This window comes from Thiorhodovibrio winogradskyi, from assembly GCF_036208045.1.
Taxonomy (GTDB): Bacteria; Pseudomonadota; Gammaproteobacteria; order Chromatiales; family Chromatiaceae; genus Thiorhodovibrio; species Thiorhodovibrio winogradskyi.
Map to the genome: position 1 here is coordinate 2,062,196 of NZ_CP121472.1, position 25,344 is coordinate 2,087,539.

At 62.7% G+C, this 25,344-nt stretch carries 19 protein-coding genes; 7 read left to right on the plus strand and 12 right to left on the minus strand.

What is annotated here, in order from left to right; all coding sequences use genetic code 11:
* Window positions 1–56: 56 nt before the first annotated feature.
* The 8 genes from Thiowin_RS09240 to Thiowin_RS09275 all read right to left on the minus strand — a co-directional run bounded on the left by Thiowin_RS09240 (window position 57) and on the right by Thiowin_RS09275 (window position 7,735).
* Window positions 57–1,382: a VWA-like domain-containing protein gene (locus Thiowin_RS09240; RefSeq protein ID WP_328987440.1), complete on the minus strand. Its 1,326-nt coding sequence runs from the start codon at window positions 1,380–1,382 to the stop codon at window positions 57–59.
* 6 nt (window positions 1,383–1,388) lie between these two features.
* On the minus strand, window positions 1,389–2,474 hold the full coding sequence (locus tag Thiowin_RS09245) for a MoxR family ATPase (RefSeq protein WP_328987441.1): 1,086 nt from the start codon (window positions 2,472–2,474) through the stop codon (window positions 1,389–1,391).
* Between the two features lie 70 nt (window positions 2,475–2,544).
* The gene (locus Thiowin_RS09250; RefSeq protein ID WP_328987442.1) at window positions 2,545–3,300 is read right to left on the minus strand and encodes a hypothetical protein; all 756 of its coding nucleotides are present in this window, start codon (window positions 3,298–3,300) and stop codon (window positions 2,545–2,547) included.
* A gap of 232 nt (window positions 3,301–3,532) precedes the next feature.
* Entirely contained in the window at window positions 3,533–3,883 is a 351-nt protein-coding gene (locus Thiowin_RS09255) for a hypothetical protein (protein ID WP_328987443.1), read from the minus strand.
* Window positions 3,884–4,043: 160 nt separating this feature from the next.
* Window positions 4,044–4,373: a Fic family protein gene (locus Thiowin_RS09260; protein WP_328987444.1), complete on the minus strand. Its 330-nt coding sequence runs from the start codon at window positions 4,371–4,373 to the stop codon at window positions 4,044–4,046.
* Window positions 4,370–4,642: a Fic family protein gene (locus Thiowin_RS09265; protein ID WP_328987445.1), complete on the minus strand. Its 273-nt coding sequence runs from the start codon at window positions 4,640–4,642 to the stop codon at window positions 4,370–4,372. The genes Thiowin_RS09260 and Thiowin_RS09265 overlap by 4 nt, the downstream gene beginning before the upstream one ends.
* A 321-nt stretch (window positions 4,643–4,963) precedes the next feature.
* Window positions 4,964–5,695: a hypothetical protein gene (locus tag Thiowin_RS09270; RefSeq protein WP_328987447.1), complete on the minus strand. Its 732-nt coding sequence runs from the start codon at window positions 5,693–5,695 to the stop codon at window positions 4,964–4,966.
* A 183-nt stretch (window positions 5,696–5,878) separates the two neighbouring features.
* On the minus strand, window positions 5,879–7,735 hold the full coding sequence (locus tag Thiowin_RS09275; RefSeq protein WP_328987449.1) for an OPT family oligopeptide transporter: 1,857 nt from the start codon (window positions 7,733–7,735) through the stop codon (window positions 5,879–5,881).
* A gap of 296 nt (window positions 7,736–8,031) precedes the next feature.
* Between Thiowin_RS09275 and Thiowin_RS09280 the strand changes: the two genes are divergently transcribed.
* The 3 genes from Thiowin_RS09280 to Thiowin_RS09290 all read left to right on the plus strand — a co-directional run bounded on the left by Thiowin_RS09280 (window position 8,032) and on the right by Thiowin_RS09290 (window position 9,838).
* Window positions 8,032–8,277, plus strand: coding sequence for a group II intron maturase-specific domain-containing protein (locus Thiowin_RS09280; protein ID WP_328987450.1), 246 nt, complete (start codon window positions 8,032–8,034; stop codon window positions 8,275–8,277).
* Window positions 8,278–8,528: 251 nt separating this feature from the next.
* Window positions 8,529–9,092, plus strand: a complete 564-nt coding sequence (locus Thiowin_RS09285) for a Uma2 family endonuclease (protein WP_328987451.1) — start codon at window positions 8,529–8,531, stop codon at window positions 9,090–9,092.
* A 170-nt stretch (window positions 9,093–9,262) separates the two neighbouring features.
* Window positions 9,263–9,838 (plus strand): Uma2 family endonuclease, encoded by a 576-nt coding sequence (locus Thiowin_RS09290; RefSeq protein ID WP_328987452.1) that lies wholly within the window; start codon window positions 9,263–9,265, stop codon window positions 9,836–9,838.
* Window positions 9,839–10,062: 224 nt separating this feature from the next.
* Here Thiowin_RS09290 and uvrA read toward each other — a convergent pair whose 3' ends face one another.
* Both uvrA and plsY read right to left on the minus strand, forming a co-directional pair.
* A complete protein-coding gene (uvrA, locus tag Thiowin_RS09295; protein WP_328988045.1) occupies window positions 10,063–15,726 on the minus strand; it encodes an excinuclease ABC subunit UvrA in 5,664 nt (1,887 codons plus the stop codon).
* A gap of 57 nt (window positions 15,727–15,783) precedes the next feature.
* Window positions 15,784–16,428, minus strand: a complete 645-nt coding sequence (gene plsY / locus Thiowin_RS09300) for a glycerol-3-phosphate 1-O-acyltransferase PlsY (protein ID WP_328987453.1) — start codon at window positions 16,426–16,428, stop codon at window positions 15,784–15,786.
* Window positions 16,429–16,565: 137 nt separating this feature from the next.
* Here plsY and folB point away from each other — a divergent pair, with 137 nt between their 5' ends.
* Together folB and folK are read left to right on the plus strand one after the other, a co-directional pair.
* A complete protein-coding gene (folB, locus tag Thiowin_RS09305) occupies window positions 16,566–16,925 on the plus strand; it encodes a dihydroneopterin aldolase (RefSeq protein WP_328987454.1) in 360 nt (119 codons plus the stop codon).
* A gap of 3 nt (window positions 16,926–16,928) precedes the next feature.
* Window positions 16,929–17,438: a 2-amino-4-hydroxy-6-hydroxymethyldihydropteridine diphosphokinase gene (folK, locus tag Thiowin_RS09310; RefSeq protein ID WP_328987455.1), complete on the plus strand. Its 510-nt coding sequence runs from the start codon at window positions 16,929–16,931 to the stop codon at window positions 17,436–17,438.
* Between the two features lie 42 nt (window positions 17,439–17,480).
* Here folK and rsgA read toward each other — a convergent pair whose 3' ends face one another.
* Both rsgA and Thiowin_RS09320 read right to left on the minus strand, forming a co-directional pair.
* A complete protein-coding gene (gene rsgA / locus Thiowin_RS09315) occupies window positions 17,481–18,509 on the minus strand; it encodes a ribosome small subunit-dependent GTPase A (protein ID WP_328987456.1) in 1,029 nt (342 codons plus the stop codon).
* A gap of 18 nt (window positions 18,510–18,527) precedes the next feature.
* Window positions 18,528–18,971, minus strand: a complete 444-nt coding sequence (locus Thiowin_RS09320; protein WP_328987457.1) for a hypothetical protein — start codon at window positions 18,969–18,971, stop codon at window positions 18,528–18,530.
* Between the two features lie 39 nt (window positions 18,972–19,010).
* On the opposite strand from Thiowin_RS09320, the gene orn reads away from it, so the two are divergent.
* Both orn and Thiowin_RS09330 read left to right on the plus strand, forming a co-directional pair.
* Entirely contained in the window at window positions 19,011–19,559 is a 549-nt protein-coding gene (orn, locus tag Thiowin_RS09325) for an oligoribonuclease (protein ID WP_328987458.1), read from the plus strand.
* A gap of 199 nt (window positions 19,560–19,758) precedes the next feature.
* Window positions 19,759–25,248, plus strand: coding sequence for an alpha-2-macroglobulin (locus tag Thiowin_RS09330; protein ID WP_328987459.1), 5,490 nt, complete (start codon window positions 19,759–19,761; stop codon window positions 25,246–25,248).
* The last annotated feature ends 96 nt before the right edge of the window (window positions 25,249–25,344 follow it).

A 25,344-nucleotide genomic window follows, 5' to 3' on the forward strand; every position in this document is an offset into this window, starting at 1 on the left:
CTCACACTTCGCAACCGGAGGGTTGAGGTTGCCCAGATTATGATCAAGGCCGTTCATTAGGGTTTTGACAGCCTGGCTGATGATGGTGAGCGAATCCGCGCGCTGTCAGGGCGCAGGAACAGGGTGGTGCCGAGGGTTTTCAGTCCCCTGGCTTGGTGATAAGCGCTTTCGTTAATGAAAATCCACAGTAATCTGCTGCGGCGATCACGCGGCGGTTTTGGTGTAGGGGCATATCCATCGGTAAAAATGATCGCACCGTCGTAACCTGGATGACTATCAAGGTAGTCGATCACGGCCTGAAAATCGGTTCCGCCACGACCGCGAATGGCAAAGGTGCGCCGTGCGTGCTTGAGCGTCAGTGCCGGCCCCTGAACTTGGGTGTCAAACGCGATGGCGTCGACGCGCTCGATCCCGTAGTGAAAAAAGCGATTGATCAGCGAAAATCCGCGCGCAATGTCCTCATCGCTCATGGAGCCGCTGACATCGACGGCGACCAGCAGGCGGGTGCGAAAATCGTAGCGGCTGCCCTGATAGAGAAAGCCATAGCGACGGCTGGGCTTCATTCGCGTGAGTCGGCGTTTTGTGGATAGCACCGAGAGCCGAAATTGGCGCAGAACGGCACGGTAGTCGAGCTTCGGCTGGCGGTTGGCGATCACCCGCTGGCGAATGGCGCCGGGTAGGTTGCCCCAGGATTGTCGCAGTTCGGCATCGGCGACATGCTCGTCGATGCGCTCGCTCATCAACTCGTCCTCGCCCCAGGGACGGGTGTTTTCCTCGCCGATGCATGGGGACCGGCCATAGTCGGTCAGGCTTGGCGGCACGCGGTCGGCGATAGGTGCCGGCGCATCGGCGTCAGCGCCGGCGGCCTTACCCGGCTGGCCGCCTGGCTGTGGTTGGCCGCCGGACTCCGATGGCGGGTCCGCTAGCCGGTCGGATAGCGGGTCTGATGGCGAATCAGGCGCCGACGCGCCCCATGCGGGCAGGGCCTGTTCGAGTAGGCGCGCATGGTAAAACTCATGAAACTGCTGGTCGTAATCATGATGACCAAAGGTCGTGAAGGCGCTTGGCAGTGGCAGCGGCAGGTGCAGATGCTCGTGCAGGGCGAGATTGCTGGCCTGGTAGCTGATGTGCGGCGGATGCTGACGGCGTCTGTAGGGATGCTTGAGTAGAATGCGCACCGCCTCCAGGCGCATCACGGCGTCGAGCTGGCTCGCGTCCAGGCCGTCGATGAAGGCTGGGTTGTAGCCGATGCGACCTTCGCCGACGCGGATGGTAGCGATGGGTTCAATCAGCATACGGTGATCGCTGAACACCGCGAACAGCAGCGGCTCGGTGATGAACCAGCGCTCCAGCACCTGGCCCATGCGTGCGCGGGGGTCCATGTCGTCCTAGCCCTTGATGCCGGCGATGTAGTCGGTGAGCAGCCCGAGCAGCTCCACCGAACCGGAGCACAGGGCCATGGCACGATCATAATTGGGGTTTTCGAGCAGGGAGGCAAAATGCGCGATGGCCTCGTTGCGTTTCAATCGCTTCAGGCGCTTGAGGTAATTGAGCAGATTGGTGCGCAAGGTTTCGGCATTCGCGACCGGCTGCGCGAGACCGTGCAAATACAGCAGGATGCGCTCGTTGAGCTGGATGGTCTCGTGCAGACTGAGGTCTTTGATCCGTTCCTGATGCTCGCGCCAGTGTAACAGCAGTTGCTCCGGTCCAAGCTGGCCGCTGGCGGCCAGGCGCTGCTGCAAGGCGATTGCCGAGGTGGAGCCAACGATGCCGGCGATGGCTTTCACATGCAGTGGTTCCAGCCGCGGCAGGGGGGCGATGAAGGCGGCGACCTTGGCCCAGGCGCGTCGATCCGGGGTCTTCGTCAGATCCGCCTGGAACTCGCCGCTGTCGCCCTCGGCGCGGGCGCCGTCGAGTTGGTAGGGCTCGGCCTGGATAAAATCAATCACCCGCTGATCGAGCTGGTTCTCTGTCGCCCACAGCAGCCAATCGTCAACCGTGGGCGCGAATTCATACAGATTAAAACGCGACAGCAGTGCCGGGTCCAAGTCGGTGAGCTGGTATTCCTCGCCGTGATTGATTGCCGCCACCACCCGGCTGCCAGGCGGGAGGCTTTTGCCGGCCAGGCGACGATTGAGCGCCAAATCGTAGACGGCTTGCAGAATCTCCGGGCGGGCACGGTTCAGCTCGTCGAGAAACAGCACCATGGGCTCCTGCCCGGCGGGCCACCAATAGGGTGGCAGAAAGACCGAGTGGCCGGTCGCTTCGTCCTTGTGCATCAGCCCGATCAGATCGCCGGGATCGCTCATCTGCCCGAGAAAGAAAGCTTCCACCGGCAATCCCATGCGGGTGTAGATGGCGCGCACGATCTCGGATTTGCCAATACCATGGCGTCCAACCAGCATCAGGTTCTGGTCGGATGGCGTGAGATGGAGGATATCAGTCAGTTCGCGTGCGTCAACGCGGATGGCCATGAGTTGTTTGAATACCTTCGCTTGCGTGTGTGTTGTGAATGCCCTTTCCTAGCGCGGGTAGCCTGTCGGGCTAAGCGGCGGCGCCAGGGTCTGGTGACTCGGGCAGAATCCAGGGGGCGGAATACCGCGCCTGAGCGGTTTTCACCCGAATTTTCCGTTCGTGCAGGGCGCGCAGATTCAGCACCATCTCGCGTATCTGCGGCAGCGTGTTCTCAAATTCGGAAAAAGGAACCGAAATGGTCACCTGCAAATGATCGCTGAGTCGAATCGAGATTTTTATCAAGCGAGCCGTGTTTTCAACAAAAAAGGCAAACTGCTCCTGGTTGGCCAGTTCACGCAACTGCCCGATGATGGCCTGGCGTTGCAGGTTGCGCACTTTCTCGCGCTTGTGGGCGTTGAATTTTTGTTCCTCGATAAACTGGTGCAGCTCGTGCACTAACGCGACCAGTGCACCGGGCTCGGCGAAATAGCGACAGTCGCTCAGGCGATCATAGGGATAACGCCAGCGCTGACCGATTTCGCGTGGGGCGATGGCGACATGGCGCTGGGAACCGATCCAATAGAGATAAAAACCGATTCCCGTGTCATAGTCCCGCTCCTTGTTGAGGCGGACGTCGCCGACCACCAGTGCCGTGTCAGGGAAAGAATCCTGATTGGGTTTTCGACCGGCAAAGTCGTGAGCCATTGTGACCGCGACTGGCAGCCCCGCCAGTAGCGGGCGGACGCTGTGTTCAAGCCAGGCGCTCGGGTCGGTTTCCTCGACCGCCCAAGCGGGAACCTTCTGCGTATGGCTCAAGGCGATTTTGCGATGACGGGCGATGGACATGGAAAAGCCAGATGAGGTGAGGAGGGGTGCGTGTGCCGACAGTCTCTGCGCATGATCATAATCAACTCGCGGCGGCTTGTAACCAGGTAGCGGCGATTCTGGAGCGGTTTCTAGCGTCTAACGCTATCCGCTTTCCACGAATCGAATCGCTTCCACGGTCAATCCATAGAGCCGATAGGCAAGCTGGTTCATTTGGAATCGAAGCAGACACGCATTCCGGGCACGAGTTGAGCTACGGAAAGCTTAGGGATTTCCTGTTTGTCGATATTTTGGTGGAGACCGAATCGATACCATTGGTCATCGTCAAATTTTCCGCTTTCCCGAGATCGTAAAGCGGCTTCATGCCGGTCCCACCGCCGGAACCCGCCCCTTTCACCGCAAATTCTGGAATCAGGGTGTAACCACTCCCTTTTTCTCCTTCCCCGCTTGCGCAATAGCCCCAGGTTTGCTTGAAAAACAGATCGATAAAGGTGCTACCCGCCGCCGTTTCTTGCTGCCAGTCCTTGTCGGCCCAGTTGTTTAGTCGGTCGAGGAGTGCAGGGCGGCGTCGGACTGTTGGAAGGCGGGAAAATCCTGTGCCCACAGGGAGCGGAGATACGCGGTGCTGAACAGCGGCTGGTGGCTTTCATGCATTGTTCAATGTCCTTTTGTCTTGCCTAAGGCCACTGGACGCTGGAGCGTCAGAACGCGCTAGCAGGCTGGAGTCAGAGAGCGAGGTAACAGTGCGGCCGGCTGTTTGGCGATCATCCGCCGCCATGCTGCGCCCGTTGTTGGCGGCCCTTGTCGGTAAGGCGGTACTTCTGCAGGCGGCTGTTGGGTTTGTCGGGGATTGTCATTTCGATCAGGCTATCGAGCAAGGCGGGTTTGGGGTAGCGCTCGAAGAAAGATTTGCGGTCCGTGAGACTAAGCGCGGCTTGCAGGGCGTCGCGGCGAATTTCGCTCCGGATGGCCGCCAGCAGGGCGTTGGGGGCTGACTTGGGGGCTGATTTGGGGGCTGATTTGGGGGCTGATTTGGGGGCTGATTTGGGGGCTGATTTGGGGGGGGTGGATGCGGTGAGAACCTCCAGGATCATCCGCAAAGCTGACGAAGGGGCCGGTGTCGCTCTGACGGGTGCTTTCGGCGATCGCCTGGTAATACTCTTCCTGGTGCTCGAAAATTAGACTTTTCCCCGGAATGTCCGCGAACAGCGGGTTCCAATGGGTCAGGATCAGGTTCTGCCACAGTCGTCCCATGCCTGCGGCCATTCTCATCGGCGAAAGGGTGAATAAACTCGAATTCGTCATGAAAAATCGAGCTGGCGATGAGTGGATGCGCCTCGGTGGCGCGCAACCACGCGAACAAATCAAAAGCCCCCTGATATTTTTATGACTCCCAAGCGACGCAGCATCATAGCGGCGCGTCGCCGAACTCGATATGCAGGGTCGCTATGCAGGGACTTCCCGCCGCGGATCCTTGCCCCCGGACCGGTGAGCTTGCGGTACAGCTGCTCTTAGGCGGCGCGCCGGCTGCTGTAGTGGCTCCAAGCACTTGGCTCCGGGCATCAATCGCCTTGATCGCTGGGGATTGGCGATGTCCTGTTTCTCGCTCTCGCTCACTCCGAACCCTGGATAAGAATGATAGGGATGCTGCTCCTGGAAGTGCTAGAAGGTATATTCTCCGCAGTCAGGCGGAAAAATGGGTATCATTCTCCTTCTTGGGTTTCTTGTCGCCCAGTTTCTTAGCCTGTTTTAACTTTTTCTCATTCTCTCTTAACCTTGCTTGCAACCATAGCCTTAGCTTTTCGACAAGCGATGGTTTAATAAAGTGCCTGGTGTAAGTCGCGATGTCTGAATCAGGAGCGACTTGCAACAAGGCATCGTAATACCGTTTGGCGAAGTCTTTTTCGCCAATCATGCTGAAATAGACGCACATGACGCCAGTGAACCCGGCGAATTCAGTAACATGAAATTCATCTCGCTTGGGATAGAGTAATTTCAAATCATATTTTTCTTCGAATATTTCAGGGATCTTTTCAGGTTGATTTGCTTTCAGACACATTTGGGCATAGTTAATTTTCGCAAATATATAATCAGGATTTTCCTGGTAATTTTCAATAACCAAATCGCGGCTGATTGCTTTGTTACCAAGCATGCCATGAGCCGCGATCAAATGGTTGGAGATGAGCGGAATTTTTGGGTATCTTTTCTTTAAAGTCGTCAACCTGTCAATTGCTTGCACAGGGTCGGACTGAATAAGCGGGAAAATGTCTTCTATTTGATCGCGAAGCTGACGAGGGATGTTTTTATCGACTGTCGGCTCGTAGTTGATGCGATACTCGAAAAATGAATCTGGACCTTTACCTATAACCGTTGACAACACTTGGTTTTGTCTTTTGTTCGGTGATTGTTTCGTCATGCTTGCCCGCGTGTTATTGAAAAGCTTCGAAAACGACCATTGTACCAACCATTCATTGATGATGGTAAGTCACGCTTGATCCGAGACAATTGCGCGGTCAGTCCTGCCTCCAGGGCAGGGTCTGTCGATGCGGAGGGATATGTCAGACAGGTGGCCTCGCGCTAGTGTTTTTGATGTTGCCCGCTAATGCACCGCGTCACCGAGCATTTGCAGCAAGGCATCTAGCACGCCGACCAGGCTTTCGCCCGCCACCAGCCCGGCGGCGGCGACAATCAGGAAGCGGCGGTGCCAGTTCGGCGCCAAGGCGCGGGCGAGCAGACCAAGCAGGGCGCCCAAACACAGCGCCAGGCTGATTGAGGCCGGGATCACGAAGGCAAAGCCGAGCGCTGGTGCGCTCGGCACCCAATGGCGGTGCTTCTTCGGGACCAAAGCTTCGGCCACGGCTAGCGCTACCCCTGCCAGGGCGGCGACAGCCATGGCCGGCACGGTTCCCTTGGGTAAACTGCCGAGTCCAGCCGCCAGTACCTCCGCCACCGCTTTCCACGTCGCCACGGCGGGCGCCGGCCATTCGGGTGTGAGCAGCATGGCCTGGGGATCGGGGATCAAGATCAGATAGGCCGCACTCCCGGCCAGCGCGCCGGAAAGAATGCCGAAGACCTGCGCGATAGTCTGCAGCCGCGCTCGCGCACCGACCAGCATGCCGGTTTTAAGATCATGCAGCAGGTCGGAACATTGCCCGGCCGCGCCGCCGGTGGCATTGGCCGCCATCAGATTAACCGTGGTATTGGCCGGCGCAAGCGCGCCGAAGCTGAGCTGGGTGATCTTGCCGAGCGCGCCGATGGGCGGAATGCCGGTCTCGCCCGACACCCGTGCCGCGACAATGGCGAGGACAAAGGTAAGTAACACCGCGAACAGGCCGAGGCCAATCGGAATCGCGAAGATGGCATGTTGCGCCCAGGTCGAGATCATCAGCGCGATCGCCAGTCCGCCCCAGAACCAGCTCCAGGGGATATGCAAACGGGCCTCGTCGGTGCCGGTCATGGACTCGCCACTGAGCTCGGCTTTGCCCCCGGCTTCGGCGTCAGCCCTGACCAAGGTGCCGCGCCGGCTCGCCATCCAGCGCCGCGCCAGACGCAACAGTGAAAAGCCGACGGACGTCAGGGACGCGACCAACATCAAGGTCACGCCCGGCCACAACAGCCAGTCGACTAGCGCATTGAACCAGGACGCCCCAGGATCGGCCGGACCCGGCGGAATCCAACCATTGGCCAGGGCCCAGGGACCAAGCCAGCCCCAGGCCAGCAACGCGCCGGCAAACATCGAAACCCCTACCCGCGCGCCGACAATGGCGCCGAAGCCGATCATCATCAGTGAGGGCTCCAGCACGAAGCCCAGGTTGCGCGGACTAAGCTGACTCACACCCTGCGCCGCCAACCCCCAGGTCGCCGCCAGATCGACACCCCAGGATTTCGACAAGGGCACCAGCGCCGGCAATCGCTGCCAGAAAGCATCGACGGCCTTGACCAAACCGGCCATCAACCCCGCGCCGAGCAGCCAGGCGATGCGGGCCATGGCCTCGCGCCCGCGGCCATGGATCTCGCGCAGCGTCTCGGCCGCCGCCACCCCGTTGGGAAAGGGCAGTTGCTCCTCGATCAACATCTGCCGGCGCAATCCGATGGCCAAGACAATGCCGGTGAAGCTGACGGTGAAGACCCACACAGCCAGCACCGGAAAGGCCAGCTCACGCCCGGTTAGCAGCGTCAATGCCGGTATCGGCGCCACCAGCCCGGCGGAGATGATGGACGCGGCCGAGGAGGCCGTGGTCTGGTTGATGTTGTTCTCGAGCATGCCCCAGGGCCGTGCCAGTCCCAGACGATGCAGCCCCGTCCAGAAGCCATGGCTCAAGAGCGCCGCGGCAATGGACATATTGAATGACCAGCCGATCTTCAGCCCACTGTAGACATTGCAGGGCGCGAGCAAAGCGCCAAGCACAAAACCGGTCAGCACAGCGCGAATTGTCAGTTGTGGTGGCGAGATCACACGCAAAACCCAGCCGAACTTGGCAGATTGGCCCACTCGATCACTAGGCGCGCATTGTTCGTTATGCGGATAATTTTGTCGTGGTCTGCAAGCAGTGCGTGGAATAACTGCTGAAGGTCGTCTGCCACGTCATGGATCGACTGGGTTTTACGCTCAACGAGACGCCAATTGAGATAAAGGCCCATGTGGTGGATGTCAAGGAATCGGGCTTCATTTTTCTGGGCTTCACGCCTCAGATGAGCCGAGGCAACAAGACCGGCAAATAATACCCCAATGTGCGCCTGTCGGACAAAGCCGTGGGTAAAATCATGGAAAAAGTGACGGACTTAACACGAAGGGAACTGACCTGCACTCCGCTCGGCGATGTGGTGGGGAGGGTCGAGCGCAGCCTGCGTGGCTGGGCGGGTTACTTCCATTTCCGTAACTCCAGTCTGGCGATGAGTAAGGTTAGTTCGATGGAAGCGCTGAAACCCCACGCAATCGACGATCTGCTGTTGAGTCCGGAAGAGCGGGTGGTTCTGATCAAAGGCGAATCCCCCTGACAACGACCGAATCGTTGCGATCAATTGCTGAACAAATCACTGCTGGATCTGATCGCGAGAGTCATGGACTAACCCACCGCGCTCGGGATTCGGGCGCGCCGTGCGCAGCATTAAAACTAACCGGCCATTGGTGACAAGGGTCCGTGGTCGCGACTCCGTTTCGCTTGATCCGGCTGACCTGTCTGCTTGATTCATCCTGACCGAAGGTCTAAGGTGCCGCTTCCGTCGCTGGACAAAGAGAGGATCATAAGATGACCAACCTTGCCCCCCGATTGCGCCTGAGCGTCGCTGACTACCTCGCCGCCGAGGATGGCGCGGATGTGCGTCACGAGTACATCGACGGTGAGCTCTATGCCATGACCGGCGCCAGCGACCGGCACGGACTCATCGTCGGCAATCTGTATGCCTTTCTTCGCCCGCGATTGCGCGGCACTGGCTGCCAGTTGTTCGCCAACGACATGAAGGTCAGGCTTGCGATCGCCGGTCAGGACATCTTTTATTATCCCGACCTGTTGCTCGGCTGTGATCCCCACGACCGAGAGACCTACTACCGCCGCCATCCTTGCCTGTTGGTCGAGGTGCTGTCGGACTCCACCGCCCGACTCGATCGGCGGGAGAAGTTTCTGGCTTACCAGACCATCGCGAGCTTGCAAGCCTATGTGCTGATTGAACAGCATCTGCGCGCGGTGGAGATCTACCGGCGCTACCGCGATTGGGCGATGGAGCACATCACCGAGGGCAGCCTGCGTCTGGACTGTCTGGATGTGGAGGTGTCATTGGATACCCTGTACGAGGATGTGCCACTGCCGATCTGACCACGTACTTGGCGAAACCGAGGCATCAGGAAAGGCTTGTTGCTCGGATCAGTTCAGGAAAGTCACGCTTATTGAACGGCATCATTCAATCGCGCAAGTGAGTCGCCGGCGAGTCGTGCGCGGATATGGTCTCGACAGCCGGCGTCTCGACTCATTGCCGGAGGCGTTCCATGGAAGCACTGAAACTCCACACTGTCGACGATCTGCTGTTAAGTCCGGAAGAGAGGGTGGAACTCATCGGTGGCGACCTCGTGCGCCGACCGATGGCGCGCTTTGCCCACGGCGTCGCGCAGGGCAACCTGCGCGGCGAGCTCTATCCTTTCGGTGGCCGCGATCGATCTGGCGGTGGCTGGTGGTTCGCCACCGAGGTCAGCGTCGCCTACGAAGTCCAGGAGTGCCCCTCGCACGATCTCGCCGGCTGGCGTCGCGAGCGGCTGCCCAAGCCACCCAATGGCGTCATCGATCTGCCGCCGGACTGGGTTTGCGAGATCGTCTCTCCCGGACATGAGAAGAAGGACACCATTCTGCTACCGCTGTTGCTGAAGCGGCATCGCGTGCCCGATTACTGGCTGATCTGGCCCGAGGAGCGGCGGTTGATCGCCTATCGCCTGATCGATGGCGACTGGCGCGAGATCGCCAGGCTCGACGGCAGCGGCCGCGCCCGCATCCCGCCCTTCGAGGCCATCGAACTGGAGCTGGATGCCGTGCTTGGCGGCGTTAACCTAACCGACGCTAGCCACGGCTGAAGCACAGAAAGAGGCCTTTCGCGATGCCTTGGCCGGTTCTGTTGCCACCATATCCGATATTGCGCGTCTTGAGTAGGATTTGTCGGGTATCAAAGTCGAACAGAAAATCATGCGCTGGGAGCTCGGCTTTTTGCTGGGCCGGTATGGTCGCATTATTGATCAAGGCATTTGCATCATTGAAGAAACCTGGTGGCCATCCAGGTCTAACCGCGGCCAGAACCACCTCACAATGAGGCGGTACAACGGGAGTCGCGTAAGTGAGTCGCCGTGTGGCCGCTCCCTGTCGCGGCGAGCGAATCGGGCGTCCCCGCCACCACCAGCTCCCCGCCCGCATCGCCGCCTTCCGGCCCCAGATCGATCACCCAATCCGCCGCGGCGATCAGGTCCAGATCATGCTCGATCACCAGCATCGAGTGGCCAACGCTGACCAGTCTTCTGAGCACGGCGATCAGGCGTTCGACATCGGCCATGTGCAGACCGACCGTGGGCTCGTCGAGCAGGTAGAGGGTTGGGCGGATGGCGGTGCCTTCGAGGCTGGTGCGGGCCTTGCCGAGTTCGCTGACCAGTTTGATGCGCTGGGCTTCGCCGCCGGAGAGGGTCGGGCTGGGTTGGCCGAGGCTGAGATAACCGAGGCCGATGGCTTGCAGCAGTTCGAGCGGTTGTTTGATGGCGGGGTGGGCGTGGAAGACCTCAACGGCTTGATCGACCGGCATGGTGAGCACCTCGCCGATGCGGTGGCCGAGGTAGCGGATGGCGTTGGTCTCGGGATTGAAGCGGCTGCCGCGGCAGACTTCGCACAGATGCGTCACATCGGGCAGGAAGCTCATTTCCAGGCGTTGGAAGCCCTGGCCTTCGCAAGCCTCGCAGCGTCCGCCTTTGGTGTTGAAGGAAAAGCGGCCGGGGCCCCAGCCGAGCATGCGGGCCTCGGGCGTGGACGCGAAGAGTTTGCGGATGCTGTCCCAAAAGCCGACGTAGGTCGCCGGGCAGGAGCGGGGGGTTTTGCCGATGGGGGTTTGGTCGACTTCCAGCACCCGGGCGAGCGCTTGCCAGCCGCCGAGGGAGCGGCAGCCGATGACTTGGGCGCGGCGCTGGCGCTTGTCTGGATGGCTATTTGGGCGACCATTTGGGCCGATGGCGCCGAGCAGGTTGCGCAGCGAGGCGCCGATGACATCCCGCACCAGAGTGGATTTGCCGGAGCCGGAGACGCCGGTGACGCACACCAGGCGGGCGAGGGGGATGGCGAGATCCAGGTGTTTCAGGTTGTTCAGGCTGGCGCCCTGGATGTGCAACTGCTGTTGTGGATCGGGCGCATCGGGCGCATCGGGCGCAGCGGACGCGGCGGTTGCCAACTCGACGCGGGCACGCGCCAGATAGCGCCCGGTGATGGAGTCGGGATTGTTTATCAACTCGGCGGCGGTTCCGCGCGCGACCAGGCGTCCGCCCTGGACGCCAGCACCAGGCCCCAGGTCGATAATTTCCTCGGCGCGGTGCATGAACTCCTGATCGTGCTCGACCACCAGCACCGAGTTGCCGCGATCACGCAGATCCTCCAGCGTGGTCAGCAGGCGTTGGTTGTCGCGGGCGTGCAGGCCGATGCTGGGCTCGTCGAGGATGTAACAGACGCCGCGCAGGTTGGAGCCGAGCTGGGCGGCGAGGCGGATGCGCTGCGCCTCGCCGCCAGAGAGGGTCGGCGCGGCGCGGTCGAGCGTTAGATAGCCGAGCCCGACTTGGTCGAGAAAGCCGAGCCGCCCGCGCACCTCGGCGAGCAGGTCGCTGGCGATGGCGGCTTCGCGGTCGTTCAATGCCAGGCTGCTGAGAAAGGCGCTGGCCTGGGTGACAGTCAGTGCCGAAAGCTCACCAATGGACTGGTCGCGAAAGCGTACCGCGAGCGCCTCGGGGTTCAGCCGTTGGCCGTGGCAGCTCGGGCAGGTCTGAACGGCGCTGTTGGTCTCTTGCCACTGGCGTTCCTCGCCGGTCTGCTCGGCATCGAAACCGCTCAGTTGCACCCCGGTACCGAAGCAGTTCGGGCACCAGCCGTGGCGCGAGTTGTAGGAGAACAGGCGGGGGTCGGGTTCGGCGAAACCGCGTCCGCAGCCGGGGCAGGTGCGTTGGGTGGAGAAGGTGCGCGCGGCGCTGTAGGGCGCATCGACCGGGCGCACCCGCACCAGGCCATCGCCCGCGTGCAGCGCGGTTTCGAGCAGCGCGCGGGCCGGGGCGGGCGCGTCGGGGTCGAGCCGGAGGGTGCCGAGCGGCAGGTCGATGGAATGCTCGCGGTAGCGGTCGAGCGCTGGCCAGGTGGCGGTCGGCAGCGCTTCGCCGTCGACGATGAGATGGTCATGGCCCTGTTTCGCCGCCCATTCGGCGAGGTCTTTGTAAATCCCCTTGCGCGCGATCACCTTGGGTGCGAGTAACTCGATGTGTTGACCACCAAAGTGCTCGACCAGTTGCGCCAGAATGGCCTCCAGGCTCTGGGGCGCGACCGGCACTTGGCAGTCCGGGCAATGGGGGATGCCGAGCTTGACGAAGAGCAGGCGCAGATAATGATGGATCTCGGTCAGGGTGCCGAGGGTGCTCTTGCGCCCGCCGCGACTGGTGCGCTGTTCGATGGCCACGGTCGGCGGGATGCCGAAGATGGCATCGACCTCGGCCTTGGCCGCTGGCTGAACGAATTGGCGCGCGTAGGCATTGAGCGATTCCAGATAGCGGCGCTGGCCCTCGGCGAAGAGGACATCGAAGGCCAGGGTACTCTTGCCGCTGCCGGACACACCAGTGATGACGACGAAGCGCCCGCGCTCGATGTCCAGCGACAGGTCTTTCAGATTGTGCTCGCGCGCATGGCGAATGCCGATATGGTTTCCCGCGGGCCCGGCTGTGCCGCCATAGCCGATCAGCGGGGCTTCGGCGACTCTGTCGAGCGCGGTGGCGAGGGCGGCGCTGGCGTCGGCATCCTCGCGCAGCGCGCGCCCGGTGTGGCTGTTCGGGTGGCGTGCCAGAGTGTCAGGCGTCCCGCTGGCGACCAGCTCGCCGCCCTGGTCGCCGCCCTCGGGGCCTAAGTCGATGATCCAGTCCGCCGCGCGCATCAGGTCGAGATTGTGCTCGATGATGATCAGCGAATGACCGGCGTCGAGCAGCCGCTGGAAGGCGCCGAGCAGGGTGGCGATGTCGTCGGCATGCAGGCCGGTGGTGGGCTCGTCGAGCAGAAACAACAGGCCGCCGGGTGTTGCCAGCGCGCCTTTGCGCCGCCGCCCGGCCTTGTTCAGATGGGCGGCGAGATGGCCGGCGAGCTTGAGACGCTGCGCCTCGCCGCCGGAGAGGGTCGGCACTGGTTGGCCGAGGCGGACATAGTCCAGGCCGACCTCGCGCAGCGGTTGCAGGGCGCGAACCATGTCCCGATCCGTGCCGAAGGCGGCGAGCGCCTCGGCGACGGTGAGATTTAGCACCTCGGCGATGTTGGCGCCGGGCAGCGGGCTGTCTTCGGGCAGGCGGATGGCGAGCACCTCGGGGCGGTAGCGCTGGCCGTCGCAGTCCGGGCAGCGCAGATAGACATCGGAGAGAAACTGCATCTCCACCTGCTCGAAGCCGGAGCCGCCGCAGCCGGGGCAGCGCCCGGAACCGGAGTTGAAGCTGAAATGCCCGGCCTTGAAGCCCTGCTCGCGCGCGCTAAGCGTGGCCGCGAACAATTTGCGCAGCGGGTCGAGCGCGCCGACATAGCTCGCGGGATTGGAGCGCGCGCTGCGCCCGATGGGGGCTTGGTCGATCAGGATGACATCCTCGATCAGCTCGGCGCCCTCGATACGGTCACACGCGCCGGGCTCGCCCTCGGCATGACCCTTGAGCCGACTCAGGCCCAGGTAGAGGACCTGATGAATCAGGGTGGATTTGCCGGAGCCGGACACGCCGGTGACCACTACCAGGCGGCGCAGGGGGAAGGCGATATCGAGGGACTGGAGGTTGTGCTGGCTGGCGCCGATCACACGCAACTGTGGCTCTTCGGGCTGCGGCGGGGCGGCCGGACGGGGCTTGGCTGGCGCGGCTAAAGCCGCTCCCACCCGACGGCGACCGCTGAGATAGGCGCCGGTGAGGGAATCAGGGTGGTCGCGCAGTGCCGCCGGCGGGCCGTTGAACAGCAAGTGACCGCCGCGCTCGCCGGGGCCGGGGCCGAGATCCAGAACGCGATCCGCCGCGCGGATGAGTTGCGGATCATGCTCGACCACCACCAGGCTGTTGCCCTGATCGCGCAGCCGCTGGAGGATGCCGAGAATGCGGTCGAGATCGCGCGGGTGCAGGCCGATGCTGGGCTCATCAAGCACAAAGAGCGTATTGACCAGCGAGGTGCCGAGCGCCGTGGTCAAATTAATGCGCTGCACCTCACCACCCGAGAGGGTGCGCGACTGGCGATCCAGGCTCAGATAGCTCAGGCCCACGGTGCGCAGATAATTCAGCCGATTGCGGATGTTATCGAGCAGCAGCCGCAGCGCCTGATCCATGCTGCCGGGGAGTTCCAGGCCGTCAAAAAAAGCCGCCAGCCGGTCCAGCGGCAGCGTCATCAAATCGTGCAGATTCAGCCCCGGCAGTCCCAGCCAGGCCATCTCCGGCATAGTGACACGCCCATGGCGAAAGCGCGTCCGCCGATCCAGCGCCAGGTCGGCCAGCTCATGACCGCCGATGCGCCAATCCAAGGCCTCGTCGATCAGTCGCGCGCCCTGGCAGTCTGGGCAGGGTTCGTAGCTGCGATAGCGCGACAGCAGCACCCGCACATGCATTTTGTAGGCGCGGCCTTCCAGCCAGTCGAAAAAGCGCGTCAGACCATACCAAACACCCGAGTCCCAATCGCCCTCGCCCTCGATCACCCAACGGCGATCCGCATCGGTCAAGGCCGACCAGGGGATGTCGGTCGGGATGCCCTGGCGATGGGCGGCGCCGATCAGGTCTTCTTGCACCTCGGCATAGCTATCGGACTGGATTGGCTTGACCGCGCCTTCCAGCAGGGATTTGCTCTGATCCGGAATCACCAGATCCCAGTCGATGCCAATCACCCGACCAAAGCCGCGACAGCGCGGGCAGGCGCCCGCCGGGGAGTTGAAGGAAAACAGCCCCGGTCGCGGCTCCTGATAGCGGATGTCGCAGTCCGGGCAGTGGCGCGCGGCGGAGAAGGACCAGGGCGCGAGCGCCGCGCGTTCGGCATCGAGCGGATAGACACGGATCTGGCCGTGGCCCTGATCCAGTGCCGCCTCGATGGCCTCCAGCGCGCGCTCGCGATTGTCGTCAGTCAGGCGCAGTCGATCCTGAATGACCTCAAGTATGGTGTCTGACTCGCTCAAGATGCGCGCATAGCCCTGCTGGGCCAACAGCTCTTTCACCTGGCTGATGGTGAGGCTCTCGGGCACGGCGACGGCAAAGCAGATCAGCGCGCGCGGTGGATCATCGCCCGTCAGCCGAGCACTGCGTCGGCGCAGTTCGGCCCAGATGCTCGCCGGGGTGTCCAGGTGCACCTCATGCCCACAGCCATGGCAGAATAGCCGCGCCGCGCGCGCGAATAGGAGCTTTAAGTGATCATTCAGCTCCGTCATGGTGCCGACGGTGGAGCGCGAGCTGCGCACCGGGTTGGTCTGATCGATGGCGATGGCCGGCGGAATCCCCTCGATGCGATCCGCCACCGGGCGGTCCATGCGGTCGAGAAACTGCCGCGCATAGGGCGAGAAGGTCTCGACATAGCGGCGCTGGCCCTCGGCGTAGAGGGTATCGAAGGCCAGTGAGGATTTGCCGCAGCCGGACACGCCGGTGACCAGGATCAGCTCACCGAGCGGCAGGTCGAGATCGAGATTTTTGAGGTTATGTTGGCGCAGGCCGCGCAGCAGGATGTGGTTGGCTTTGGGAGGTTCGGGGATCAAGGGGGGGCTTATTCAGTTTCGCGCGGATCCGCTCGGACCAGCTCGATTTCTTTATCAGGCGGAGTCGGCCGGGCCTGAGTCAGCGCCGATGCTGCCCTCGGTTCCCTCAATCAGCTTGCGGATATTGCTGCGATGGCGCCAGAACAGCAGACCGGTGATGACCAGCTGCATGCCAATCAACTCAGGCTCCGGACGGAAGAACCAGACAATGACGGGCGCCAGCGCCATGGAAATGAGTGCCGAGAGCGAGGAAATCTTCAGCCCCTTGGCAACGAACAGCCAGATGGCCGCCACGCACAGGCCGACGGGCCAGTAGAGACCAAACTGCACGCCCAGGGCCGTTGCCACCCCTTTGCCACCGCGAAAGCCGAAGAAGACCGGGTACAGATGTCCGAGAAAGGCCGCCAGACCCACGGCGGCCAGGGTTTCGTAACCCGCGCCGAGCAGATGCGCGGCCAGCATCGGCAGCAGGCCTTTGAGGCTGTCGCCGAGCAGGGTGATGGCCGCGGCGCGCTTGCCCTGCTTACCGCCAATGCGCAGCACATTGGTGGCGCCCGGATTGCCGGAGCCCTGGGTGCGGGGGTCTGGCAGGCCCATAAGTCGGCACACAATGATGGCGCTTGAAACCGAGCCAAGCAGATAGGCCAACAGGACAAGCGCGGCGGGAAGAATGAGGGCTAGGATGTTCATGGCCGCCATTTGACGGCTTGGGCGCCTTGGGGTCAAGTGTCCGCGTGCGACGGCGGTGGCTCGGGCGCCGATTGGGGCTGGTCATGACGGGGGCGATGTCCTATCCTCGTTCCAGCGATGACCCGAGGGTATGCACACAAAGGCACATGGATACTGTTTTTTTAACCGGACTGCGCATCGAGACCACCATTGGCATCTACGAGTGGGAAAAGGCCATCCGTCAGCCGGTGATTTTGGATATTGAAATGGCCGCCGACCTTGCCGCCGCCGCGGCGAGTGATCGCATTGAGCACGCCCTCAACTATAAGGCCGTGGCCAAGCGGCTCAAGGAGTTCGTGGGCGAGGCTCGCTTCGAGTTGGTCGAAACCCTGGCCGAGGCCTGCGCGAGCCTGATCCGGGTGGAGTTTGGCGTGCCTTGGGTGCGCCTGCGCCTGAACAAAATCGGCGCGGTGACCGATGCCGAGGGAGTTGGCGTGATCATCGAGCGGGGCCAGAGGCCAGGGTAAGGCATGCGTTGTTGGATTGGTGTTGGCAGCAATTTGCGTCGCGAAGCCTCGATCCGTGATGGGCTGCGCGACCTGCATCAGCGCTTTGGCGATCTGCTGGTCTCGCCGGTGTTTGAAACCCAGGCAGTTGGCACCGAGGGACCGCCCTTTCTCAATCTGGTGGTCGGGATTGAGACACGGCTGGGCCTGACCGCCATCAATGCGCTTCTTTGCGCCATTGAGGATGCCCATGGCCGGGTGCGCGGCCAAGACAAATTCGCTCCGCGCACGCTCGATCTGGACTTGCTCACCTATGGTCAGCTGACGGGTGTCATTGAGGGTTACCAGGTGCCGCGCCCGGAGATTCTTGACTATGCTTTCGTGCTTGCGCCTCTGGCCGCGGTGGCACCGGAGGAAGGGCATCCTGAACTCGGTTTGAGCTACGCGGACTTGTGGCGGAATTTCGATCTTGGCGCGCGCGGCCAGTCGCCGCCCCGAGAGGTGGCGCTCGAGCTTGATTTCGCCGCCGTGTAGATCCCTGCGCGGACTATTTTCGCCCCGCGCCCTCAGGCGGCTTCATGACGGGTGGCGCTCAGGTGCGGCGCTCCGATCCTCGCGCTTGAGCAGGCGGTGAAAAACCGCCAGTCGTTCGGGCGCGATCTGCCCGCCATCGACCGCCGCGCGAATGGCGCAGTCCGGTTCGACTTCATGGCGACAGTTCGCGAACCGACACTGACCAAGATGCGGGCGGAATTCGCGAAATCCCAACTCAAGCTCGCCCGTGCTGAGTGTTGGCAGGCGGAAGCTGCGTACGCCTGGGGAGTCGATCAGATGTCCACCATCAGGCAGCCGATAGCAATTCGCCGCCGAGGTGGTATGCCGCCCGAGTCCGGTTGCGCGCGACAACTGGCCAATCTGCACCTCCTGATCGGGCAGCATGGCTTGGGTGATGGAGGATTTGCCGACGCCAGATTGACCCACTAGTACGCTGATCTCATCGCGCAGATGTTCGCTCAGAGCGTCCAGTCCCTCCCGGTCGCGTGCGCTCAGGGTTAACAGCGGATAGCCAATATGCCGGTAGAGGGCGAGTTTCCCGATCACCGCCGCCTCGGTTGCCGTGCCGAGCAGGTCCGACTTATTACACAAGAGCAAAGCATGAACGCCGATGTGTTCAGCCGCGACTAGATATTGATCGATCAAATCCCCGCTTGGCAGCGGTTCGGGTGCGCAAACAACCACGAGTTGGGTGAGATTTGCCGCCAAGGGCCTGCCGCGCCCGGTCGCATCTGGTCGGCTCAGCAGCGACTGGCGTGGCTCAATGGCGGTGACGACCCCTGTTCCCTCGCCAGTCGAGCGCCAGATGACACGGTCGCCGCAGACTGGATCGCCGATGTGCTGGCGGCTCACGCAGTGTATGACTTGTCCAGTGTCGCGCTCAACCGCCAGGTTGGCGCCATGACGCACCACGACCAGCCCGGTCAGGGTGGTGGCGTCTCCTGCACAGGCGATTTGCTCCTCGGCGCGGATGTCGTGCTTTTGGCGGCGCCGTTCCTGAATCGCCCGAACGCGCTTGAGTTGCTGCTCCGACAGCCGTCGCCGTGGCATCTCGACTGGCCGATGCGATCAGGGCTTGAAGTGGTAATATCGCGTATTGAGAAGATCGGTCACGGCCATGACTTGCTCATCGAACCATTGCAGTTCAAGCGAGGTTTCACAGCGCCGCACCTGGGCCTCAAGCCCGCTCAAGGATGCAACGCGTCTGTCGTCACGGGTATAGACCTCGCTGCCGTGGCAGTTGGTGCAATTGGATTCAAACAGCGTTCCCGCCTCCGCCATGTCGGTGGCGGCTTCGGTTTCAGGCTCCGCGGCTGCATCCGACGCGGCCCAAGCCGCGAGCGGCAGCAGCAGGGCAGCCGCCAGCAGACTTTTGGTCGGCAGACTGTTGGCCAGAAGACTGTTGGCCAGAAGACTCTTGGCTGGAAGACTCCTGGCTGGAAGGCTCTTGGCTGGAAGATTGGTGTTCGGAACTTGAAGTGACTTGGACGAGCGATTTGCGACTTGGGTCATTCTGCATTCTCCTGTGGTTCAATAGGAAGCTGACATACTATGGCGGCCAGCGAAGATAACCTGATCTGGATGGATCTGGAAATGACCGGGCTCGATCCCTTCACTGATCGCATCCTGGAGATGGCGGTGATTATCACCGACAGTCAGCTCAAGGTGGTGGCCGAGGGGCCCTGTATTGCCATCCGCCAGTCAGAAGAAGTGCTCGCGGCCATGGATGACTGGAATCGCGAGCATCATGGCGAGTCCGGCCTGATTGAGCGGGTGCGCTTTAGCGATTCCGACGAAGCCGAGGCCGAGCAGCAAATGTTGCGCTTTTTGCAGCTGTACTGCCAGGCCGGGAAATCGCCCTTGTGTGGCAACAGTATTTGCCAGGATCGCCGGTTTCTCGCCCGCTTCATGCCGCGGCTCGAGGCTTTTTTTCATTATCGCAATCTGGATGTCAGTACCTTGAAGATTTTGGCCCAGCGCTGGGCCCCGGCGGTGGTGGACGGCTTCAAGAAGGAGAACCGCCACGAAGCCTTGGCCGACATCCGCGAGTCCATTACCGAACTCAAGCACTATAGGTCCGAATTTTTGCGGGTTGATTAAGCTGACCGGGCCAATTTCGGGCCAGTTTCGGGCCGGTTTCGGGCCAATTTCGGGCCAGGTTCGGGAGCGGTGACCTAGCTGGAAGAGTCGCCCTCGCCCCTGGGGTCGCGCGGAGTTGACCTGGAGGATCAAACTCCCTTAAAAGGCAACTCAGCAACCAAGCAATTGTCCTGTCAGGCCACCACGGAGATTCGCCATCATGTTGACAACCGCCGGACTCCGCCAGTGGGCGCCAGTCGCTTGGTTGCCGTTTATTTCGCGATCCCTGATCATCCTAGCCCTGCTGATCTTGTCTTTAGTTGGCCTGTCCGGATCCCTCTCGGCGGCGGCCAGCAATGGTACCAAAGAGGTCTGGCCACCAAGCACCGAGGCGCTCGCGTTCCTCCCGGCGTCCTATCTCGAGGAGGCTGAACAACAGCGCACACGCCTGCAACCCAGCCCGGCGGCCGCCAACAGCCCTCCGCCGCTGGCCCTGCTGCAACAGGCCGAGACCGAGCGCCAGAACAAGAATCCCCAAGCGGCCATCAAGCTCTATACGCAAGCCTTGCAACAGGGCGGAGCCGAGCGCCATGCCGCCTGGTTTGGCCTGTCGCGCGCGGCCCTGGCCTATCGTCCCAACGGCTGGAAGGAACGCCGGAACATGCAGCAGGAGGCCAGCGCCGCGGCCATAAATGCCTACCTGAGCGCGAACACCAAAACCGGTGCCGCGCATGCCCTGGCCTCCCTCGGGCAGGCGTTGGAACTGAGGTCGGACTGGCGCGGTGCCATCCGTGCCTGGCGCGCCTCCCTGGCGGTGGCGGACAACCCAAATTATCGCGAGCATCTCGACAAGCTCATCGCCAAGCACGGCTTTCGCATTACCGGCCATGAGGTGTCATCGGATGCGAGCGACCCGCGCATTTGCGTGCAATTCTCCGATGTGCTAGCCCTGGATGGAAGCCAATCTGGCGCCGGATCCGAGCAAGCCGCGCCTCTGTCGGACTATGTCACCCTTGAGCAGGCGGATCTCGCCATCGAGCCCGAGGAACGCGCCATCTGCATCGACGGCGTGCGTCACGGCGAGCGTTATCGCATTGGCCTGCGCGCCGGTCTGCCCGCGCACGATGGCGAGACGCTGCCCAAGACAGTTGAGCTGGAGGTCTATGTGCGCGACCGTCGGCCCTCGGTGCATTTTCCCGGTCGCGCCTATGTGCTGCCCAGTGGCGGCGGGGCCAGTCTGCCCATTGTCTCGGTCAACACCGATGTGATCCAGGGCCAGCTCTATCGCATTGGGGATCGCGCCCTCGGCGGCTTGGCGGCGCAAGAGAATCTGTTCGAGACCCTGAATGAAGACAGTGCCAATGAACTGGCCGAGCGCTCCGGCGAAGCGCTCTGGAAAGGCGAGTTCGAGGTGCGCAATGTGCTCAATAAAGACATTACCTCCAGCCTCCCGCTGGCCGAATTGATTGGTGGTCGCCCTGTTGATCGCGGCCTGGCACCTGGTATCTATGTGCTGACCGCGCGCTCGCGCGAGCGCCTGGATCAGGACTACAGCCTCGCCACCCAATGGTTCTTAATCTCCGATCTGGGCCTCACGGCGCTTTCCGGCGACGATGGCCTGCATGCGCTGGTGCGTTCCCTTGCCAGCGCCGAGCCACTGGCCGATGTGCGCCTGCGCCTGCTGGCGGTCAACCAACAGGTGCTGGGGGAGGCGCGCACCGATGCCAGTGGCCATGCGCGTTTCGATCCCGGCCTGCTGCGCGGTACTGGCGGCAATCGCGCCGCGCTGCTCACGGCTGAAAGCCCAAGTGGCGACTATGGTTTTCTGGATCTCAACGCCAGCCCCTTTGATCTAACAGATCGTGGCGTGGCAGGCCGTCCGGCACCCGATCCAGTGGATGTCTTTCTAACGACTGAACGCGGTGTCTATCGCCCTGGCGAGCGGGTCGCGCTCACGGCACTGGCGCGCGATCCTTTGGCAGGCGCCATTCCCGATTTGCCGCTGACCTTTATTATCAAGCGCCCGGATGGTGTTGAATTCTTGCGGCAGCCAGCCCCCGACCTGGGACTGGGCGCCCATGGGCTTGATCTTGGCTTGTTGCCGGATGCCATGCGCGGTGCCTGGCAGGCAGCGGTGCATCTCGACCCCGAAGAGCCAGCGCTCGCGCGCGTGACTTTTCTGGTCGAGGATTTCGAGCCCGAACGCCTGGCGTTCGGGCTCGACACCCAGGCCAAGGAAATCGACCCAAGCAATCCGCCCCTGTTGCAGCTGGACGCGCGCTATCTCTACGGTGCCCCGGCGGCCAGTCTGCGTGTCGAGGGCCAGGCGCGGGTGGTCGCGAGCGGCGCTCTGGCGGCCTTTCCCGGCTATCGCTTTGGGTTGGCGGATGAGGAGTTCACGCCTGAACTTGAACTCTTCGATGGCACCGAGACCGACACCGAGGGCCGCGCCGAGTTGCCGGTCGAGCTGCCCGACGGGGTCTCGGCAAGCCAGCTGCTGCGCGCCGACATCAGCGTGCGGGTGATCGAGGCCAGTGGCCGGCCGGTCGAGCGCGAGCTGCAACTGCCGCTGGTCGACAAGCGCGCGCGGCTGGGCCTCAAGCCGCTGTTCGATGGCGCGCTGCCGGAAGGCGACAAGGCGGAATTTGAACTCATTGCCCTGGATGCCGACGGCCAGCCCATGGCGGCAACCGATCTGGCCTGGACCCTGTCGCGGGTTAGCACCTCCTTTCAGTGGTATCAGCGCGACGGCAACTGGCGCTTCGAGCCCATCAAGCAGCGCCGCCGGGTCGCCAGCGGTCAGCTGGAGTTGACCGCCTCGGCACCGGCCAAATTGGAAATGCCCGTCGATTGGGGCGCCTATGAGCTGGAGGTGCGGGCCGGGGAGGGCGCGGGTGCCCTGGTGCCGGTCAGCCTGGCGTTCGATGCCGGTTGGTATGTCTCGCCCAAGGCCTACGACACTCCGGATGCCGTCAAACTGGTGCTGGACAAAGCCCAATACCGTCTCGGCGAGACCGCGCGCGTGCATCTTCAACCGCGCTTTCCAGGGCTGGCGCTGGTCATGGTGATCAATCAGGGCATTGTCAGTATGCACCCGGTGCGGGTCACGGAGCAGGGCGGGGAGATTGAACTCCCAGTCACCGCCGATTGGGGCAGTGGTGCGTACATTACCGCCGCGCTCTATCGCCCGCTGGATGTCGCGGCCAAACGCATGCCCAAGCGCGCGCTCGGGCTGCAATGGGCGGGGGTCGATCCGGGCCCGAGGCGACTCGACCTGGTCCTGGAGGCCCCGGAACAGGTCGAGCCACGCGGTCCACTGCCAATCGGGCTGCGGATTACCAACCTGCCCGCCGGAGAGCCGGCCTATTTGACCCTGTCCGCCGTCGACGAGGGTATTCTCAACCTGACTGATTTCAAAACCCCGGCGCCGGATGACTGGTACTTCGGCCAGCGCCGCCTGGGATTCGAGATTCGCGATCTCTATGGTCGGCTGATCGACCCCATGCAGGGCGAGCCCGGCCGCCTGCGCACCGGTGGCGATGCCGCGGCCCTGATGCGCGTGGATGGCCCGCCGCCCAGCGAGGCCCTGCTGGCCTTCCACTCCGGCGTGCTAGCGGCCGATGCCGAGGGCCGCGCCCAGGTCCGCTTTGAATTACCTGATTTCAACGGTCGGGCACGCATCATGGCCATGGCCTGGAGCGCCGATGGCGTCGGTCATGCCGCGAGCGACACTCTGATTCGCGATCCCATCGTGCTCACCGCTTCGCTACCGCGTTTTCTCGCGCCAGGTGACAGCTCGCGGCTCCTGGTCGATTTGGCCCATGTCGAGGGGCCAACAGGGCGCGTGCGCCTGGAGCTTGCTAGCGACGGGGTGGCACTTGCGCTCGACGGGCCCGCTGCGGCCGAGTTTGAAATCGCATCTGAAGGCCGCGTGCGTGCAGAGTTCCCCCTTAAGGCGTTGGCCTCCGGCAAGGGCCAGCTCGATCTGGCACTCACCACGCCCGATGGCAAGCAGCTCACCAAGAGCCTGCGGCTGCAGGTGCGGGATCTGACTCCACCGGTGCAAATGCGCGAGCAGCGCGAGATTGCCCCGCGTGGCCCCGGTCTTGAACTCGGCACCGGCCTGCTGGACGTGCGGCTGGGCGAGGCCGCTCGCCAGGCCCTGGTGACGGGGACCGAGTCCTGGCAGGTCTCGATCACGGGCGCCGGCGGGCTTGATGTGGTCGGTTTGCTGCAGGCGCTTGATCGCTATCCTTACGGCTGTTCCGAACAACTCACCAGTCGCGCCTTGCCTCTGCTCTATGTCGACAGCCTGGCGCTGGGCATTCAACAGACGGCGCCGGGGCAGGGCGGCGATGGGGCGCTTGATGTCGAACCCGATGGAGACCTCAGGCAACGGATCGCTGGGACCATCCGCGAGCTGATTGGCAAGCAGGCAAGCGACGGTGGTTTCGGCCTCTGGTCGCCCCATGATGGCGGCGACCAGGAGCAGGAGCTCTGGCTGGATGCCTATGTGACCGACTTCCTCACACGCGCGGCCGAGCAGGGTTATGACACGCCCGAGACCGCCTTCAAGCTGGCACTCGATAATCTGAAAAACCGCCTCGCCTACAGCTCGGACTTCGACCACGGCGGCCAGGGCATCGCCTATGCGCTTAATGTGCTGGCGCGCAATGGGCGCATCTCCCTGGGCGATATTCGTTATTATTTCGAAACCAAGTTGAATGCATTCGCCACGCCCATGGCGCGTGCCCAGCTCGGCGCGGCGCTGGCGCTGCAGGGTGCGCAACCGCGCGCTCGGCAGGCCTTTGCATCCGCCTACCAGCTGTGGCAAGCGCGCGACGCCAGTCTGGAGGATGCCGGTTGGCGACCGGACTTCGGCTCCCATCTGCGCGATGGCGCGGCTCTGCTCGCGCTCGCCGCCGAGCATCTACCCGACGCCCTGCCGCTGGCTGAGCTGGCGCGGGAGGTGAATGCGCGAGCCACGACCAAAACCGACAGCTCCGGCTTGAGTCAAAGCCTGAGCACGCAGGAACAAGCCTGGCTGGTTCTCGCTGCCCAAGCCCAGATGACGGGCGCCACCACCCCGGAGCTCGAGATCGACGGTCAGCCCCACAAAGGTCCGTGGAACAGGCGTTTTGACGCCGTCGATCTGGCAACCGAGCCGCTGGTGATCCGCAATCTCGGCGCGCAAGCGCAAACCGCCATCGTCACCCTGACCGGTCAGCCGCGCACCCCGCCGACCGCTGGCGGCCAGGGTTATCGTATCAGTCGCCAGTTCCATGATTTGTCCGGCAACCTGGTGGACGCAGGCGAGATCACCCAAGGCATGCGCCTGATCGCGGTGCTCGACATCACCGCCGACCGGCGCGCCGCCGCGCGCCTGATGGTCGAGGATCCGCTGCCAGCCGGATTTGAAATCGACAATCCGCATCTGCTCGCCGCTGGCGATCTCAGCGGACTGCCCGGCTTGCAACAAGGGCCCGAGCCGCTGGCGCGGCCCGACTATCAAGCCTTCCTGGCTGATCGCATGCTGGCCGCCGTGAACCGCGATGCCAGCGATCCCGAGCATTTTCGCCTGGCCTACGCGGTGCGCGCGGTCTCGCCCGGGCGCTTCGCTCATCCACAGGCTCGGGTGGAGGACATGTACCGCCCGCAAGAGCGCGCCTGGACGGATGCCGGGGAGGTTAAGATCAGTGCGACACAATAAGGCGTCCCTTGGATTGTCCGGCTCGTCTCAATGGGAAAAATGGCCGGAAGCCCAGTTCGTGACAGGCAAGAATCCATCGGATAGACTCACTCGCAT